General features: G+C 63.5%; 19 protein-coding genes. 7 read left to right on the top strand and 12 right to left on the bottom strand.

The window, feature by feature from the left end; translation table 11 throughout:
- Window positions 1–82 precede the first annotated feature (82 nt).
- The 4 genes from AEP_RS03860 to osmF are packed head-to-tail and all read right to left on the bottom strand — an operon-like array spanning window position 83 to window position 3,936.
- The gene (locus AEP_RS03860; protein WP_269466875.1) at window positions 83–901 is read right to left on the bottom strand and encodes an ABC transporter permease; all 819 of its coding nucleotides are present in this window, start codon (window positions 899–901) and stop codon (window positions 83–85) included.
- Window positions 894–1,832 carry an ABC transporter ATP-binding protein gene (locus AEP_RS03855; protein ID WP_087494173.1) on the bottom strand — a complete coding sequence of 313 codons (939 nt, stop codon included), beginning with the start codon at window positions 1,830–1,832 and terminating at the stop codon, window positions 894–896. The genes AEP_RS03860 and AEP_RS03855 overlap by 8 nt, the downstream gene beginning before the upstream one ends.
- A complete protein-coding gene (locus tag AEP_RS03850) occupies window positions 1,829–2,998 on the bottom strand; it encodes an ABC transporter permease (RefSeq protein WP_087494172.1) in 1,170 nt (389 codons plus the stop codon). The genes AEP_RS03855 and AEP_RS03850 overlap by 4 nt, the downstream gene beginning before the upstream one ends.
- Window positions 2,999–3,006: 8 nt before the next feature.
- A complete protein-coding gene (gene osmF / locus AEP_RS03845; protein WP_087494171.1) occupies window positions 3,007–3,936 on the bottom strand; it encodes a glycine betaine ABC transporter substrate-binding protein OsmF in 930 nt (309 codons plus the stop codon).
- A gap of 114 nt (window positions 3,937–4,050) precedes the next feature.
- On the opposite strand from osmF, the gene AEP_RS03840 reads away from it, so the two are divergent.
- Window positions 4,051–4,332 carry a DUF427 domain-containing protein gene (locus tag AEP_RS03840; protein ID WP_087494170.1) on the top strand — a complete coding sequence of 94 codons (282 nt, stop codon included), beginning with the start codon at window positions 4,051–4,053 and terminating at the stop codon, window positions 4,330–4,332.
- Window positions 4,333–4,422: 90 nt separating this feature from the next.
- Here AEP_RS03840 and AEP_RS03835 read toward each other — a convergent pair whose 3' ends face one another.
- The 5 genes from AEP_RS03835 to AEP_RS03815 all read right to left on the bottom strand — a co-directional run bounded on the left by AEP_RS03835 (window position 4,423) and on the right by AEP_RS03815 (window position 8,703).
- Window positions 4,423–5,346, bottom strand: a complete 924-nt coding sequence (locus tag AEP_RS03835; RefSeq protein WP_087494169.1) for a pyridoxal-phosphate dependent enzyme — start codon at window positions 5,344–5,346, stop codon at window positions 4,423–4,425.
- Between the two features lie 10 nt (window positions 5,347–5,356).
- The gene (locus AEP_RS03830) at window positions 5,357–5,848 is read right to left on the bottom strand and encodes a cupin domain-containing protein (RefSeq protein ID WP_087497169.1); all 492 of its coding nucleotides are present in this window, start codon (window positions 5,846–5,848) and stop codon (window positions 5,357–5,359) included.
- A gap of 121 nt (window positions 5,849–5,969) precedes the next feature.
- Window positions 5,970–6,836 (bottom strand): ADP-polyphosphate phosphotransferase, encoded by an 867-nt coding sequence (locus AEP_RS03825; RefSeq protein ID WP_087494168.1) that lies wholly within the window; start codon window positions 6,834–6,836, stop codon window positions 5,970–5,972.
- A 41-nt stretch (window positions 6,837–6,877) separates the two neighbouring features.
- On the bottom strand, window positions 6,878–7,786 hold the full coding sequence (locus AEP_RS03820) for a PRC-barrel domain-containing protein (RefSeq protein ID WP_198301896.1): 909 nt from the start codon (window positions 7,784–7,786) through the stop codon (window positions 6,878–6,880).
- A gap of 83 nt (window positions 7,787–7,869) precedes the next feature.
- The gene (locus tag AEP_RS03815) at window positions 7,870–8,703 is read right to left on the bottom strand and encodes an AraC family transcriptional regulator (RefSeq protein WP_087494166.1); all 834 of its coding nucleotides are present in this window, start codon (window positions 8,701–8,703) and stop codon (window positions 7,870–7,872) included.
- Between the two features lie 77 nt (window positions 8,704–8,780).
- Between AEP_RS03815 and AEP_RS03810 the strand changes: the two genes are divergently transcribed.
- The 5 genes from AEP_RS03810 to AEP_RS03790 all read left to right on the top strand — a co-directional run bounded on the left by AEP_RS03810 (window position 8,781) and on the right by AEP_RS03790 (window position 11,465).
- Window positions 8,781–10,013: an MFS transporter gene (locus AEP_RS03810; protein WP_087494165.1), complete on the top strand. Its 1,233-nt coding sequence runs from the start codon at window positions 8,781–8,783 to the stop codon at window positions 10,011–10,013.
- A 143-nt stretch (window positions 10,014–10,156) separates the two neighbouring features.
- On the top strand, window positions 10,157–10,372 hold the full coding sequence (locus AEP_RS03805) for a glycine zipper 2TM domain-containing protein (protein WP_087494164.1): 216 nt from the start codon (window positions 10,157–10,159) through the stop codon (window positions 10,370–10,372).
- Between the two features lie 50 nt (window positions 10,373–10,422).
- The gene (locus AEP_RS03800) at window positions 10,423–10,722 is read left to right on the top strand and encodes a hypothetical protein (protein ID WP_157673040.1); all 300 of its coding nucleotides are present in this window, start codon (window positions 10,423–10,425) and stop codon (window positions 10,720–10,722) included.
- 3 nt (window positions 10,723–10,725) lie between these two features.
- Window positions 10,726–11,115 carry a hypothetical protein gene (locus AEP_RS03795; protein WP_087494162.1) on the top strand — a complete coding sequence of 130 codons (390 nt, stop codon included), beginning with the start codon at window positions 10,726–10,728 and terminating at the stop codon, window positions 11,113–11,115.
- On the top strand, window positions 11,112–11,465 hold the full coding sequence (locus AEP_RS03790; protein ID WP_087494161.1) for a hypothetical protein: 354 nt from the start codon (window positions 11,112–11,114) through the stop codon (window positions 11,463–11,465). The genes AEP_RS03795 and AEP_RS03790 overlap by 4 nt, the downstream gene beginning before the upstream one ends.
- Here AEP_RS03790 and AEP_RS03785 read toward each other — a convergent pair.
- Together AEP_RS03785 and AEP_RS03780 are read right to left on the bottom strand one after the other, a co-directional pair.
- Window positions 11,438–12,148: a GGDEF domain-containing protein gene (locus AEP_RS03785; protein WP_087494160.1), complete on the bottom strand. Its 711-nt coding sequence runs from the start codon at window positions 12,146–12,148 to the stop codon at window positions 11,438–11,440. The two genes, AEP_RS03790 and AEP_RS03785, sit on opposite strands and share 28 nt — an antisense overlap.
- On the bottom strand, window positions 12,145–12,366 hold the full coding sequence (locus AEP_RS03780; RefSeq protein ID WP_087494159.1) for a hypothetical protein: 222 nt from the start codon (window positions 12,364–12,366) through the stop codon (window positions 12,145–12,147). Before AEP_RS03780 ends, AEP_RS03785 begins: the two co-directional genes overlap by 4 nt.
- A gap of 147 nt (window positions 12,367–12,513) precedes the next feature.
- On the opposite strand from AEP_RS03780, the gene AEP_RS03775 reads away from it, so the two are divergent.
- Window positions 12,514–13,221 carry a Crp/Fnr family transcriptional regulator gene (locus tag AEP_RS03775; protein ID WP_087494158.1) on the top strand — a complete coding sequence of 236 codons (708 nt, stop codon included), beginning with the start codon at window positions 12,514–12,516 and terminating at the stop codon, window positions 13,219–13,221.
- Here the strand turns inward: AEP_RS03775 and AEP_RS03770 are convergent.
- The gene (locus AEP_RS03770) at window positions 13,218–13,937 is read right to left on the bottom strand and encodes a Crp/Fnr family transcriptional regulator (protein WP_087494157.1); all 720 of its coding nucleotides are present in this window, start codon (window positions 13,935–13,937) and stop codon (window positions 13,218–13,220) included. The genes AEP_RS03775 and AEP_RS03770 overlap by 4 nt on opposite strands.
- Between the last annotated feature and the right edge of the window lie 91 nt (window positions 13,938–14,028).

Here is a 14,028-nt window from a genome sequence, read left to right as displayed (position 1 = left end):
CAAGGACACCTTGGCGCCTTGATACGCCGCAATTTCAGATCAAAGAGTGCTCTAGCGCCCGTCAAATATGCGCGAGTAGCTATCAATTTGGGAGCGTTTTGGCGGTGGGGCGGGCGGTGTCCCACTGCAGTCGCCGTGCCAGCCGATCAAACACTAGGTCCGCCGATATCGCCAGCAGGCCCACCAGAAGTGCGCCTTGCAATACATAGGCCGTATTGAACCCCGAGAGCCCGACGATGATGGGGGAGCCCAGCGTTTTGGCTCCTACTGTGGAGGCAATGGCTGCCGTGCCGATGTTGATGATGACGGACGTGCGCACGCCGGAAAGCCACAAAGGCAGGGCCAGTGGAATCTGCACTTGGGTGAGGATGTGCCGAGGTGACAGCCCCATGGCCCGGGCGGATTCCAGCACCGGGGGTGGCACCGACTCCAGCCCGGCCAGCGTGCCTTGCAACACTGGCAGTAGTCCGAAGAGCGAGAGGGCAATCAGTGCCGGCAACTCGCTGAAGCCCACCGCAGGCACCGCCACCGCCAACACCGCCACGGGCGGAAAGGTTTGCCCCATGGCGGCCAGTGTTTCCATCAAGGGTTTGAAGGCGCGCCCCGTCTCCCGCGTGGTAGCCAACCCGGCGGCTGTGCCCACGAGAACAGCCAACGCACTGGACAGCAGCACCAGTCCAAGGTGCTGCCATAACAAACCGGCCAAGGGTTCTTGCAGGTACACCGGGCGCGGCAGGGCGGGGAACAGCGCAGCAAAGACGGGTTGGGAATACGGCAGCCCATAGGCCAGCGCCAGTAGCACTGCCACGGTCCAAGCCAGCCGGTCGACCCACCAACGGCTTTGGCGCCCTGTCGGGCGGTGTGCGGCCATCACAGCCTGGGTTTTGGTTGCTTCAGCCATGCCGGGCTTCCAGTAGATCGGCAGCCTGCACCTGGCCGAGCATGGTGCCATCAGCATTGCGCACACCCAAAACCGACACGCCTAGCGCCGCCATCTGCGAAATGGCTTCCCGCACCGTGGCGGTGTCGGAGATGGCATGCGTCGGTGTCGCTCCAGGCACCGCTTGCACCAAGGGCGCAATCGGCCGCAGTGAAAGCTGCTTGAGCCCCAAGTCTGCGCGCCCCAGAAAGTCGGCCACAAAGTCGCTGGCGGGTTGTTGCAGCAGCTCCAGCGGTGTGCCCACTTGCGCGATACGGCCGTGGTTCAGCAGCACGATACGGGTGGCCAGGAGCAGGGCTTCGTCCATGTCGTGGGTGACCAGCACAATGGTTTTGCCGGTGGCGCGGTGAATGCGCTTGAGCTCCAGTTGTAACGTTGCGCGGGTCACCGGGTCCAGCGCGCCAAAGGGCTCGTCCATCAGCAGCACATCGGGGTCGGCGGCCAGCGCGCGCGCTACGCCCACCCGCTGCTGTTGCCCGCCGGAGAGCTGGTGCGGGTAGCGGCTGGCGAATGACTCGGGGGCCATGTCCAGCAGTTGCAGCAGCTCCGTGACCCGGGCTTGCACGCGGACGGCATCCCAGCCCAGCAGCGTGGGCACGGTGGCGATGTTGCGCGCCACGGTCCAGTGGGGGAACAGACCTACTGACTGGATCGCATAGCCCATGCGGCGGCGCAAGTCCTGCACATTGAAGCTGTAAATCTCCTGGCCATTGAGCAGAATGCGGCCGCCATCGTGATCGACCATGCGGTTGATCATCTTGAGCGCGGTGGATTTGCCGGAGCCCGAAGGCCCGAGCAACACCACCAGTTCGCCTTGGGCGATGTGCAGGTTCAGGTCGGTGATGGCCGGTGTGCCGTCATACGACTTGCAGGTGTGGTCAAAGGTGATCATGCGGCGGGCTTCTCCAGCAAGGTGCCAAGCATCTTGAAAAAACTGTCTGCCAGCACCGCCAAGAGCACGATGGGAATCACACCCAGCATCACCAGCTCGTTGGCTGCGCTGAACAAGCCGTCAAACATGATGCTGCCCAAACCACCGGCCCCGACAAGCGCTGTCACTGCGGCCAGGCCCGTGGTTTGCACGACCGCGGTGCGCAGCCCGATCAGCAGCACCGGCAAGGCCAGCGGCAGCTCCACATGCCACAGCACTTGCCGTGGTGTCATGCCCATGGCGCGCGCCGCGGTGACGGTGGCTACGGGTACCTGCTCCAGCCCGGCTAGCGCCGAGCGCACGATGGGCAGAAGCGCATAGAGCAGCAGCGCCAGCACCGCAGGCGCAAGGCCTACACCGCTGATGCCCAACTGGCCCAGCGCGGGGGCGTGGGCGGCCAGCCAAGCAAGCGGCGCCATCAGCAAGCCGAACAAGGCGATGGAGGGAATGGTTTGAATCACATTGAGCACCGGGAACAAGGTTTCACGCAGCCTCCGCGCGCGGCTCATGCGCCAGGCCAGCGGCACGCCGATGGCCACGGCCGGTGCAATGGCCAACAGCACGATGTGCAGGTGGCGCAGGATGGCGGGGCCGAACACATCGCTGTGGTTGGCGTATTCCTTGGCGATGGACAAGTCCTGCCCCGCGCCCAGTGTCAGCAACAGGGGCACGAACAAGGCACCTTGCATCACCAAGCGCGGCAGGGTGGCCAGTTGCAAGCGGGTGACCGCGTCCAGCGCCGCCATCCAAGCCAGCGCTGCCAGCGTCCAGAAGCCCGCACCCAGCGCGGTGCGGGTCAGCGGGTTATCGCCTTGGCTTGCATGGGTGGCGTGCTGGCCTGCCAGCAGCCACAGGCCGGCCAGGCTCATGGCCATCACCAGCGCAACGCTTGCCTGGGTGAACCGCTTGTGCGGCCGCGCAATGGCGAGGCACAGCCAAGCCACAAACAGCGCTGCGCCAGTCCAGCTCGTGTGGGTTGTGGGCAAGTCCGTGAGGAAAACCGGCTCGCCAGACAGCAGCCGGTTCGGTGCGACCCGTACAAAGGGCAGGTCCCACGCGGCCCCCAGCGCTAGCGCTACACACAGCGCCAGCACCGGGTTCCAGCGGTGGGCAGGCGCTTCTTCCACTCAGCGGCTTACTTCAAGAAGCCCTTGCTTTGCAGGTAGGCAGTAGCCACCTTGCGGGGGTCTTGGCCTTCCAGTTGAATGCGGGCATTCAGGGTTTGCAGGGTGGGGCCATCCAGCGACTTGAAGATGGGCGCCAGCACGGTGGCGATCGCGGGGTAGCGCTTGAGCACTTCTTCACGCACCAGCGGCGCCGGGGCATAGACCGGCTGCACGCCCTTGGGGTCTTCCATCACCACCAGGCCCAGCGCGGCCACCGGGCCGTCGGTGCCGTAGGCCATGGCGGCGTTCACGCCTGACGTTTTCTCGGCAGCTGCCTTGATGGTGGCAGCGGTGTCGCCACCGGCGAGCACCAGTGCCTGGTCCGCACGCAGCTTGAAGCCGTAGGCAGCCTGGAAGGCCGGCATGGCGTCAGAACGTTCCATGAACTCGGCGGAAGCGGCCAGTTTGAAGGTACCGCCCTTGGCGATGTACTGGCCCATGTCGTCCAGGGTGCGCAGCTTGTTGGCGGTGGCGATGTCTTTGCGCACCGCAATCGCCCAGGTGTTGTTGGCATTGGCGGGTTCCAGCCAGACGATTTTGTTTTTCTCGAAATCTATCTTCTTGGCCAGCTCGTAGCCTGCGCGCAGGTCTTTCCAGGCTTTGCTGTTTTCGTCGCCCAGCATGAAAGCGCCGTTGCCGGTGTACTCGGGGTAAAGATCAATCTCACCGGCCAGCAGGGCGGTGCGTACCACCTTGGTGTTGCCCAGCGAGACCTTGTTTTCCGTCTTGATGCCGTTGGCCTCCAAGGCCAGCACCACAATATTGCCCAGCAGCTTGCCCTCGGTGTCGATCTTGGAGCCCACCCGCACGGCGTTTTGGGCATGGGTAGCCCCTATCGCGAAAAGGCCGGTGGCCAGCACCAGCAGGGTGCGGCGGAGGAGGGGAGTGGACAGTCGCATGGGAGGCCTTTCAAGTAGTGGCACAGGATAAGCGAAACCGATTGCCCCCGTGTGGCGCTCATGGCGGCCGCCTGTGTTGCAATGACAAGCCCATTACACCCACCGGAGACCGCCATGAAAGCCATTTGGAACGGCACCGTGATTGCCCAGAGCGACGACACCGTGCTCGTCGAAGGCAACCACTACTTTCCCGCCAGCAGCCTGAACCGCGACTACGTTCAGTTCAGCAACCACAAAACCAGCTGCGCCTGGAAAGGGCAAGCCAGCTACTACTCGCTGATGGTGAACGGCGAAATGAACATCGACGCCGTCTGGTACTACGCAGACCCCAAACCCGAAGCCGCGATGGTCCGCGACCGCGTGGCGTTCTGGAAGGGTGTGCAGGTCACTGCCTGAAGATACTTAGAGAAAATTAGCTGCTGGCGCCCGTGGAATATGCGCGAGCAGCTACTGATTCGATAGCACATGCCTCTGGGGGCTGAGGAATCAGACCTTCCGCCACTGGCGAATTTGGTCCACCGTGGCCGTGGCGCCGCCGCAAACGATGAACAGCACATTTCGGTAGGGCGCCAGCACGGTGTGCGCTTCACAGGCCAGCGCCAGGCTCGCGCCACAGGCGGGCTCGACCAGCACACGGTGGTCATTCAGAAAACGCTCGCAGGCTTCCAGCGCACTCGCGTCCGATACCAGTACGCTTTGCACAGGGCGCTGCTGCGTGTACTGCATAGCCTGCTCGCACACACGCTTGGCACCCAGCGAGCTGGCAATGCTGGTGATGGCGTCCAAGGCCACGGTATGCCCCGCCTGCATGGCGGCATGCAGCGATGCTGCGCCTTCCGTTTCCACCGCGATGATGGGCACGTGCCCCCAGCCATTGCGCGCCATGCCCTCCGCCACGCCCGACAGCAGACCACCACCACCCACCGACAGCACCACCGCATCGGGCACCACGCCCGCGCTGGCCACCTCATCGATCATGCTGGCGTGGCCCGTCCACAGCAGCGGGTCGTCAAACGGGTGCAAGAACGCATCGTCCGGCCCCACCATGGAGAGCGCCAGTTCATTGGCCTCTTGCCACGAAGCGCCGTGCACGATCACATCGGCGTTTTCAAGTCGCAGCAGTTCTTGCGCCCGGGCTGTGGTGGTCTGCGGTACCACCACCGTTACCGGAATGTTCAACACCCGCCCTGCATAAGCCACGGCCATGCCCGCGTTGCCGCCGGAGGACGACACAAACCGCTTGGCCCCGCGCTGCGCATGAATCTGGCAGGCATGGCCAATGCCGCGAATCTTGAAGCTGCCGGGCGGCTGCAGCGCCTCCATCTTGAGCCAGACAGTGCGCTGTGCGGCGAGGCCGAGGGCGCGGGATTCGAGGAGAGGGGTTTGCAGGTGGAGCGGAGTAGCGTTCATCGCTGAAATGTTACGGCGTTTTTGTGGATGGATATGGTGTCCCATCCTTGTGCATGAATACCCAAGCCCCTTCCCGCATCACGGCGAGCAGGTCGTCGTCGGGGTAGTGGCCTTCGTCACCGGGTGTTCGGTCGCCTACCTCCAGGTACACCACGTCGTCCTCTGTCTGGTTCAGTAGCTGGTGGCCGTTGCCGCTGCCGGCGACAAAGCCGGCGCACATGCCGGGCGCAAGTGCTGTGGCGCCCTCATCGGTCAGCAGGGTGGGGTGGCCCTGCAGGATGTAGATGAACTCGTCTTGCCGGGTGTGGTGGTGACGCAGGGCCGAGATGGCGCCGGGCGCCAGCCGGGTCTGGTTGACGCCGAAGTTGCGCAGCCCGAACACATCGCCTAGCGCGCGCTTTTCGCGCCCCGTCATGCGCGAAGCAAAGGGCTCGGGGTAGTTGGACGGCTTGGTGCGGGGCGCTGCGTCGGCTGCGCGAATGGCAATGTGGGTCTTGGGCATGGCGGTGGCGTAACTTGTGAATAGAAAGTGCCGCTGGCGCACGTGGAATGTGCGCCAGCAGCTATCTATTTTGTAGTAAACCGCCGCTTTTGTGTACCCAAAGAGCAGCCCGGATCCCAAGTTATTTGGCCAGCTGCTTGCGCATGGTTTGCAGCTTCTGGTGTTGGCTGGCGCTGACCTCCGGGTAGCTCAGCTTCAGGGATTGCAGCGCATCCAGCACGATCTGCGAGACGATCAGGCGGGCGTTGTCCTTGTCGTCCGCGGGCACGATGAACCAGGGCGAGTCGGCGGTGCTGGTGGCGCTCAGGGCTTGGGCGTAGGCTTGCATATAAGCGTCCCAGTACTTGCGCTCGGTGACGTCGGCCTGGCTGAACTTCCAGTTATTGTCAGGCTCGTCAATGCGCGCCAAAAGCCGCAGGCGCTGCTCCTCTTTGGAGAGGTGCATGAACACTTTGACGATGCGGGTGCCGTTGGTGTGCAGGTGCCGCTCCAAGTCCACGATGGAACGAAAGCGCCCCTCCCATACGGTGTCGTCCTCAGGGATGTCCGGAATATGTTCGCTGAGCAGGATACTGCTGTGCACTCGTGCGATCAGCACCTCTTCGTAGTACGAGCGGTTGAAGATGCCGATGCGACCGCGCTCGGGCAGGTCGCGCGTGGTGCGCCACAAAAAGTCGTGCTGCAGCTCCTGCTCGCTGGGATGCTGAAAACTGAAGACCTGGCAGCCCTGCGGGTTGACCCCCGACATGACGTGCCGGATGGCGCCGTCTTTGCCGGCCGTGTCCATGGCCTGAAACACGATCAGCAGGGCGTGCCGGTTGGAGGCATACAGCAGGCGTTGCTGGGCGCTGAGCGCCTCCACCTGGTCTTCCAGCGCGTTGCGGTAAGCCTTCTTGGACTTGCACAGCGGCTTGCTCCGGGTGGCCCAATGCGCCAAGTCCAGGTCTTTACCCTCCGGGACCCGGAAACGGTCGGCTTTGATGGTCATGTGGGCCCCCCTTTTTGGCCATCACCTTGCGCTTGTGCGCATCAGGCTGCGGCCCGTTGGGGAATCGCCATTTCGGCCAGCTGGTCGTCCTCGGGCCAGTAGCCTTTGCGGCCGTAGTGGCGGTGTACCGCAATTTCCATGTCCCGCTCCAAGGGCAGGTCCATGTCGTAGCGGGGTGCCAGCTTCAGGGTCTCGCGGCTCAGGTCGATGGCCACGGCTTGCTTGCTCCAGCTCACGTGCTTGATCCACTGCGTGGCAACCAGTACATCGTGGCCCATCCACCAGTTGCTGGTGCGTACGACCAGGTAGCGGATGGCCCAAGTTTCGTCATCTACCAGCAGGCCATGCACATGGCCGATTTCGCCGTCCGTGGCCTCTATGTGGTAGCCGATGACGGCCTCGCTGCTGCGCAAATGCGGGTCCTGGCCTTGTTGCTCAGCCTCACTTCGGGCGCTGGCCGTGTTGACTTGAGCCCGCAGCGCAAGGGGTGAGTCCATGCCGGTGTAGCCCGGCAGCAGCAGTCCCGGGTAGGTGGCGCCACCCCACAGGCCGATGCCGCCCCAGTAGTAGGGGTAGTTGTAGTAGTCCAGGTATTCCGTTTCGTGCTGGCGGGTGACCGGCATGTCGGTGTCGATGGGCGGGCTGTTTTCGATCTGCTCGCGGGTCATGAACACCGGAAGCATTTGCCGGTCCCAGTCGGGCTTGCCGGCGCCTATGGGCGAGATCAGCACCTTGCGGCTGGAAAACCAGGAGCCGGTTTCAACCACGAGGTAGCGTATGGCCCAGCGTTCATCATCGAAGTAAAGGTCGGTCACGTCACCGACGGGGCCGTCGGTAGCCTCAACAACGAGTTCCTGCAGGTCTTTGGTCTGGCGCAGCATGGGGGCTTCTTTCAAATGGGGGAGACACAGCTCCGTGACACAGAAGGCCACGATGCGCGTCTGGTCCACTTAGCGTCTGTGCGCAGTGGCACATGCCCTGCATTTCTAATGAAACAGGCCTATGGCGCCCAGAGCATGTGCGCGAGCAGCTCCTACTTTGATAGCGACTTGCTCTGGAAATAGCTGGGCGCCTGGCCCATGGCCTGTTTGAACATGGCAGAAAACGCGCTGTCGCTGGCGTAGCCGCTGGCCGCGGCGACCTGGGCTATGGGCATGCCGCGGGCGAGCTGGGGCAGGGCGTGGGCCAGCACCGCCTGGGTGCGCCACTGCTGGTAGCTGGTGCCCAGCTCCTCACGAAACAAGCGGGCGACGGTGCGCTCGCTGGCGCCCACCTCGGCCACCCATTCGCGCAGCTGGTTTTTCTCCGCCGGGTCGCGCAGCACAGCTTCGCATAGGGCGCGCAGCCGCTTGTCGCCATGCACCGGGTGGGGCATGGGCACGCCCAGGGCCTGAATATCAGCGCGCCGGATTTCGTCCAGCGTGAGTGCCATGAGCGCGTTCTCCCGCTCGCCGGCTTGGCTGCCCTGTAGCGCGCCAATCAGCTCACGCAGCAGGGTGCTCACCACCAGCACACGGCAATCGGTCCAGTCTGGGGGCAGAGCCCCGGAGGCGATGTCCACGGTACGCAGTTCGGCGCTCTCCAGCACCACCACGTTGTGTTGCACCTGCGGCGCGATCCACACCGCACGGCTGGGGGGCACGATGAAGGTGGTTTCGCGCTCATCCTGTGTCACGGTGACTTGCATCAGGCCGCTGGCGCAGTAGGTGAACTGCGACCATGCGTGTTGGTGAGGCTCGATGTGCGCGTGCATGGCCAGCGCGCGCCCGCGGCTGCGCACCGGGCGATCGCGCGTGGGTGGTCGGCTGGGTGATGCATCGCTGGGGACGGGTTGCAAGGGGTGGGGTGTGCGGTGGGGACGTCTCATGGCGGCTTGGCGGATTTTCGATGATTATTGTCTTTTTGTCGCATTCCAGAAAACCCGCGCGGTCGTACGATGCCTGCATGACAACCACCACCCTCCAAGCCCCAGCCGCTATTGCAGCTCCTTTCAAACAAGATGCCACCGTGATCGGCCTGGTCGGCCTGGCCCATGCCAGCTCGCACTTCGGGCACTTGTTGTTGCCGTTGCTGTTTCCGGTATTCATGCAGGAGTTCGGCCTGAGCTATTCGCAGCTGGGCTTGCTGATGACGGTGTTTTTTGTGGTGTCGGGTGTGGGGCAGGCTTGTGCCGGCTTTGTGGTGGACCGTTTGGGTGCGCGACCTTTGTTGTTTGTGGCACTGGCCTTGTTTGCTGCCGCCTGCGTGGCGGCTTCCATGGTGACCGGCTACACCGATTTGTTCGCCGTGGCGGCTTTGGCCGGCCTGGGCAACGCCACCTTTCACCCGGTGGACTTCACCATCCTGAACCAGCGGGTGTCGGCCCCGCGTTTGGGCTATGCCTTCAGTGCCCATGGTTTGACCGGCAACCTGGGTTGGGCCTTGGCCCCGGTGTTTTTTGCGGGCTTGGGCGCACTCATCGGCTGGCGGCAGGCGTATCTGGCGGCAGCGGTGATGTACGTCGGAGTGATGGCCCTGTTGTTTGTGCAGCGTGCGCATTTGCACACTACGGTCGCCCGCAAGCCGGAGCCGGTGGCCGGAGCGCCCAAAGCCGAGCACGACATGGCCTTCATGAAACTGCCGGTGGTGTGGTGGTGCTTCGGTTTCTTTTTGCTTTCCACCATGACCCTGGCCGTGGTGCAGAGCTATGCGGTGTCCATTCTCAAAGCCATGCACGGGGTGAGTTTTGAGGCGGCCACGCTCACCATTTCGTCTTACATGCTGTGCGGAGCGGTGGGCATGTTTATTGGCGGGTTTGTGGTGGCCAAGTCGCGCCACTCTGACCGCGTGGTGGCGCTGGCCATGGCGGCTGGTGCGGTGCTGCTGGCCCTGTGCGGCACCGGCCTGTTGGGGGCGACCGGCACCATGGTGGTGTTGGCCATTACCGGCTTTGCGGTGGGCATAGGCGGCCCCTCGCGCGACATGATGATCAAGAAGGCCACGCCCAAGGGCGCAACCGGCCGGGTCTACGGCTTGGTGTACTCGGGCTTGGACACAGGCTTTGCCATTTCTCCGCTGGTGTTCGGCGTGTTCATGGACCGGGGCTGGTACGGCTCCACGCTGCTGGGCGCGGCACTGGTGTTGTTGCTGAGTGTGGGCGCGGCACTGGGCGTGGGCAAGCGCACTTCCGTGCCATAGCAGACAGACCGCAGCCCTGCGGCTGCCTACGCTTCACTTTCCTGATCAGCCCCTCTGCGTTGCAGTGCCGCCGGTCAGGGAGCGTGATGCAGTGCCACTCCCGGATTGCGCCACGTGACCCATCACGTAACCGGAGTCGCACCATGCACATTCATTCTTCCAAGGCCTTTGCGGCCATTTATGCAATCACCCTCGCCAGCCTCACCGGCTGCGCAGGCATGTCTGCGCAAGACAAAGGCACCGCCATCGGTGCCGGCGTAGGCGCGGTCGGCGGTGCGGTCCTGGGGGGCGGCACGCTGGGCACCCTGGGGGGCGCAGCCGTCGGCGGCGTTATCGGCCATGAGGTCACCAAGCCGTGAAGCGGCATTTGCCGCCTCTGTTTATCGATACCACCCGAAAGGACCTCCCCATGAGTTTTTCCACCCCCCTCTCCAATGCTCTCGGCGCCAATGGCCCCCTGGAGTCTGATGTGATGCCCGTACTCAATCACGCTGCCCAACAGGCCGATGGCCTGCTGCAACGCGGTGCCGACGCCCTGCGGGATAACCGCGACCTGCTTCAAGACCGTGCTGTTCGCACGCAGGAACAAGTCAACACCTATGTGCGCGAGGAGCCCCTGAAGTCTTTGCTGATGGCGGCCGCAGCGGGCGCGGTGCTGATGGGCGTAGTCGGTCTCTTGGTGCGCGGTCGCTCCCACCATAGCCATTGAGCCATGGCAGCACCTACATCCCGTGCTGCCGGTGCGGTCTGGGCCCTGTTACACCAGCGCCCGGACCTGCTGCTTGAGCACGCGCAGGCCTACGCAGACCTGTTACGTGACGAGAGCACAGCATGGGCGGCCTTCTGGGCCGTCAAGCTGGTCTGGTACACCGGTGCGGTGCTGCTTGCCGGAGTGGGGCTGACCCTCGCCGGTGTTGCCGTGATGCTGGCAAGCGTTTTGCCGGTGAATGCGGTATTGTTGACTACGGTGCCGGCAGTGACCTTGGTGGCCGCCTGCTTGTGCTGGTGGGCCGGGGCTCACGGACCTGCTGCTCCCGGACTGGAAGAGTCGCGCGCCCAATGGGAAGCGGACCGCAGCATGCTTTCCCCGGAGGGGCTATGAGCCCCATTCCCGTCGTGTCGACGCCCTCGCAACGTCTGGAAGCCAATCGGATCAGCATGCGTAAAGTGCTGCAAGCCGGGCCATGGCCCGAGTTACAGATGGCGCGTCGCGCCGCCCGGCAATTGTCCCATCGCTACCCTTTGGCAACTGTCGTTGTGGTGGTGGCAGGCGCTGCGCTCTTGATCGGCACCAAGCCCTGGCGTTGGTTGCGTCCGAGTGCAGCGGTCAAAGTGGCTTTGGCCCAGCTGGCATGGCGTACCGCCGAGGGTTTGGTACATGCCGCTGTGCAGCAGCGCACCCCCTTCCAAGCGCAGCCTGCCCCTCAAGCCGGTCCTTCAAAAAAGGCATAGCCGGTTTGTTCGCGTTTCGCGCGGTACATGGCAGCATCCGCATGGGCTAGCAGGTCCGTCCCTGTCATGCCGTGTTGGGGGCAGATCGCAATGCCAATGCTGGGTCGAACGCTCAACTCGCAGGTATCCAACCGGCAAGGGGCCGCCACCGAGTCAAACAGTTTGGCCGCCAGTTGCATGAGCTGCCGGGTCTGGCTCAGGCCGCGCAGCAGGCAGGCAAACTCGTCACCACCCAATCGGCACACCACGTCTTCTTTGCGCACCGCCTGGTTCAGGCGCGCAGCAACTACCCGCAATAGCCTGTCGCCTGCTGCGTGGCCATGGCTGTCATTGACTTGTTTGAAATCATCCAGATCCAGAAAGAAAAGTGCCAAGCCCTTGCGGGTGCTTATCTGTTCCGTCAGGGCTTCTTGAAGGCAGGCTTCAAAGTGTCTGCGGTTGGGCAGCTGGGTCAGGCTATCGTGCTCGGCGCTGTGGCGGGCGCGGCGCTCACCGGCCCGGGTGCCTTGCAGATCACGACGGGCTTTGGCTAACGCATTGCGCAGTTGGGAGACTTGTTCTTCCAAATGGGCTTTGCTTTCCAACGCGGCTTCAAGTATGTTGGGATCGGTGTCGTGGCCGTTGGCATAGGGGGCCGCTGAAGCCAGCGGTCGCGGCTTGGCCGGTTGGGGCTGGGCGCTCATGTGCCGGGGTCCGTGTCCAGCAGGGAGAGTTGGGTAGGTTCTTGCGGTGTGCTTACCGCAGCCTCACGGCGGTGGGGCAGGTGCAGGGTCATGACTGGCTTGCGTGAGGGGCGCTCCATGTCCAGCCCGTTGTCCGGGGTGAAGACGTTGGACTGGCGGCTCATGTCGTCGTCGGTTACGGGTTGCCGATGGCGTTTGCTCATGGTGATGCTGGTCATTGCGCACTCCTTTGGATGGGGGTGATCTGTTTGTAATTCGGGCGCGCCAACAAGGTCTGTGCGCGAGCGAACAAGTCGTCCGGCCTACCGCACAGACGTTGGCGGCTGTGGCGCGCAAGCTGCAGTTTTCCGCTGAAAGTTCACACCATGCATCGCAACCGAATACTCGCCAGCCTCTCGCAGGCCGACCTGCGCAAGATCAAGGTGGCAGGTACCGCTGTTCCCATGGCGTTTCAGGACGTGTTGTGGACGCCGGGCGCCCAACAGACCCACGTGCACTTTCCGCTGGAGGGGTACATCTCTTTGTTGGCCGACGCGGGGGACACCCGCAGGATGGAAGTCGGCATGGTCGGCACGGAGGGCATGCTGGGTCTGGGGGTGGCACAGGGGGTCCCAGTCGCTGCGGTGGAAGCACTCGTGCAAGAGAGTGGCGTGGCGTGGCGGCTCGAGAGCCAGGCTTTCCTTGCAGTGCTGGCCGAGTCCAGTGGCCTGAGCAAGGTGTTGGACCGCTATGCCTATGTCGTGCAGGCCCAGCTGTCGCAGGCGAGTGCGTGTATCCGCTTTCATGAAATCTCGCCGCGTCTGGCACGCTGGTTACTGATGTGTCGTGACCGCTCGCCGGGTGATACGTTTCCAATGACCCAGGAGTTTTTGTCCACCATGCTGGGAGTGCGCCGCGTTAGTGTGACCAATGCCGCCAGTGACTTGCAGTCGCGCGGTTTGATCCACTACCACCGCGGCCATCTGACCGTGGTGGACCACCAGGGTTTGCTGGCGGCTGCCTGCTGTTGCTATGCGCGGGACTGCACTACCTACGAAAACGTATTGGCCCCGCGCAAGCCTGTGACCCGCTAGACCGCGATGATGGCCGGTAGCAAGCGGTCGTATTCTTTTTTGACCACGCCATAACACTCGCAGGTGCGCTTCTCCAGACCGGGGCGGTCGAGTACGGTGATATGGCCGCGCGCATAGCTGATGAGGCCTGCGCGTTGCAGCTTGAGGGCAGCCTCGGTCACGCCTTCACGGCGCACACCTAGCATGTTGGCAATCAGCTCTTGCGTCATGATCAACTCACTGCCGCGCAGGCGGTCCAGGCTTAGCAACAGCCAGCGGCACAGTTGTTGGTCCAGGGAGTGGTGTCGGTTGCACACCGCGGTTTGTGACATCTGGGTGATCAGGGCCTGGGTGTAGCGCAGCATCAAGTGCATGACCGGGCCGGAGCGGTTGAACTCCTCTTTCATGATCTGCGAGCTCAAGCGGAAGCCGTGGCCTGCGCTTTGCACGACAGCACGGCTGGGCGTGGAGCCACCGCCCATGAAAAGGGAAACACCCACCACTCCCTCCAAGCCGACCACCGCAATTTCTGCAGATGCCCCGTCCTCCAGCACATAGAGCAAAGAGACGATGGCGCTGGTGGGAAAGTACACGTGGCGTTGCACCGCGCCGGACTCGTAAAGCACCTTGCCCAGAGGGAGGTCGGTCAACTCCAGGTGCGGTTGCCATCGGACCCATTCAGCATCGGGGAGTGAGGCCAGCAATTGGTTGCGGCGCGGGTCGGTATGTGGGGGCATAAGCACCTCTAAATTTTTTCCCTGGTAGCCAGATCAGCCGGAGCGGTGATCGGTGCTGTGGACCAGTGTATGCCTCAGGGTACAGGCGTCT

The sequence above is a fragment of the Curvibacter sp. AEP1-3 genome, assembly GCF_002163715.1.
GTDB lineage: Bacteria > Pseudomonadota > Gammaproteobacteria > Burkholderiales > Burkholderiaceae_C > Allorhodoferax.
Note: the sequence above shows the minus strand (reverse complement) of the source record. Positions and strands in the feature narration are given on the sequence as shown.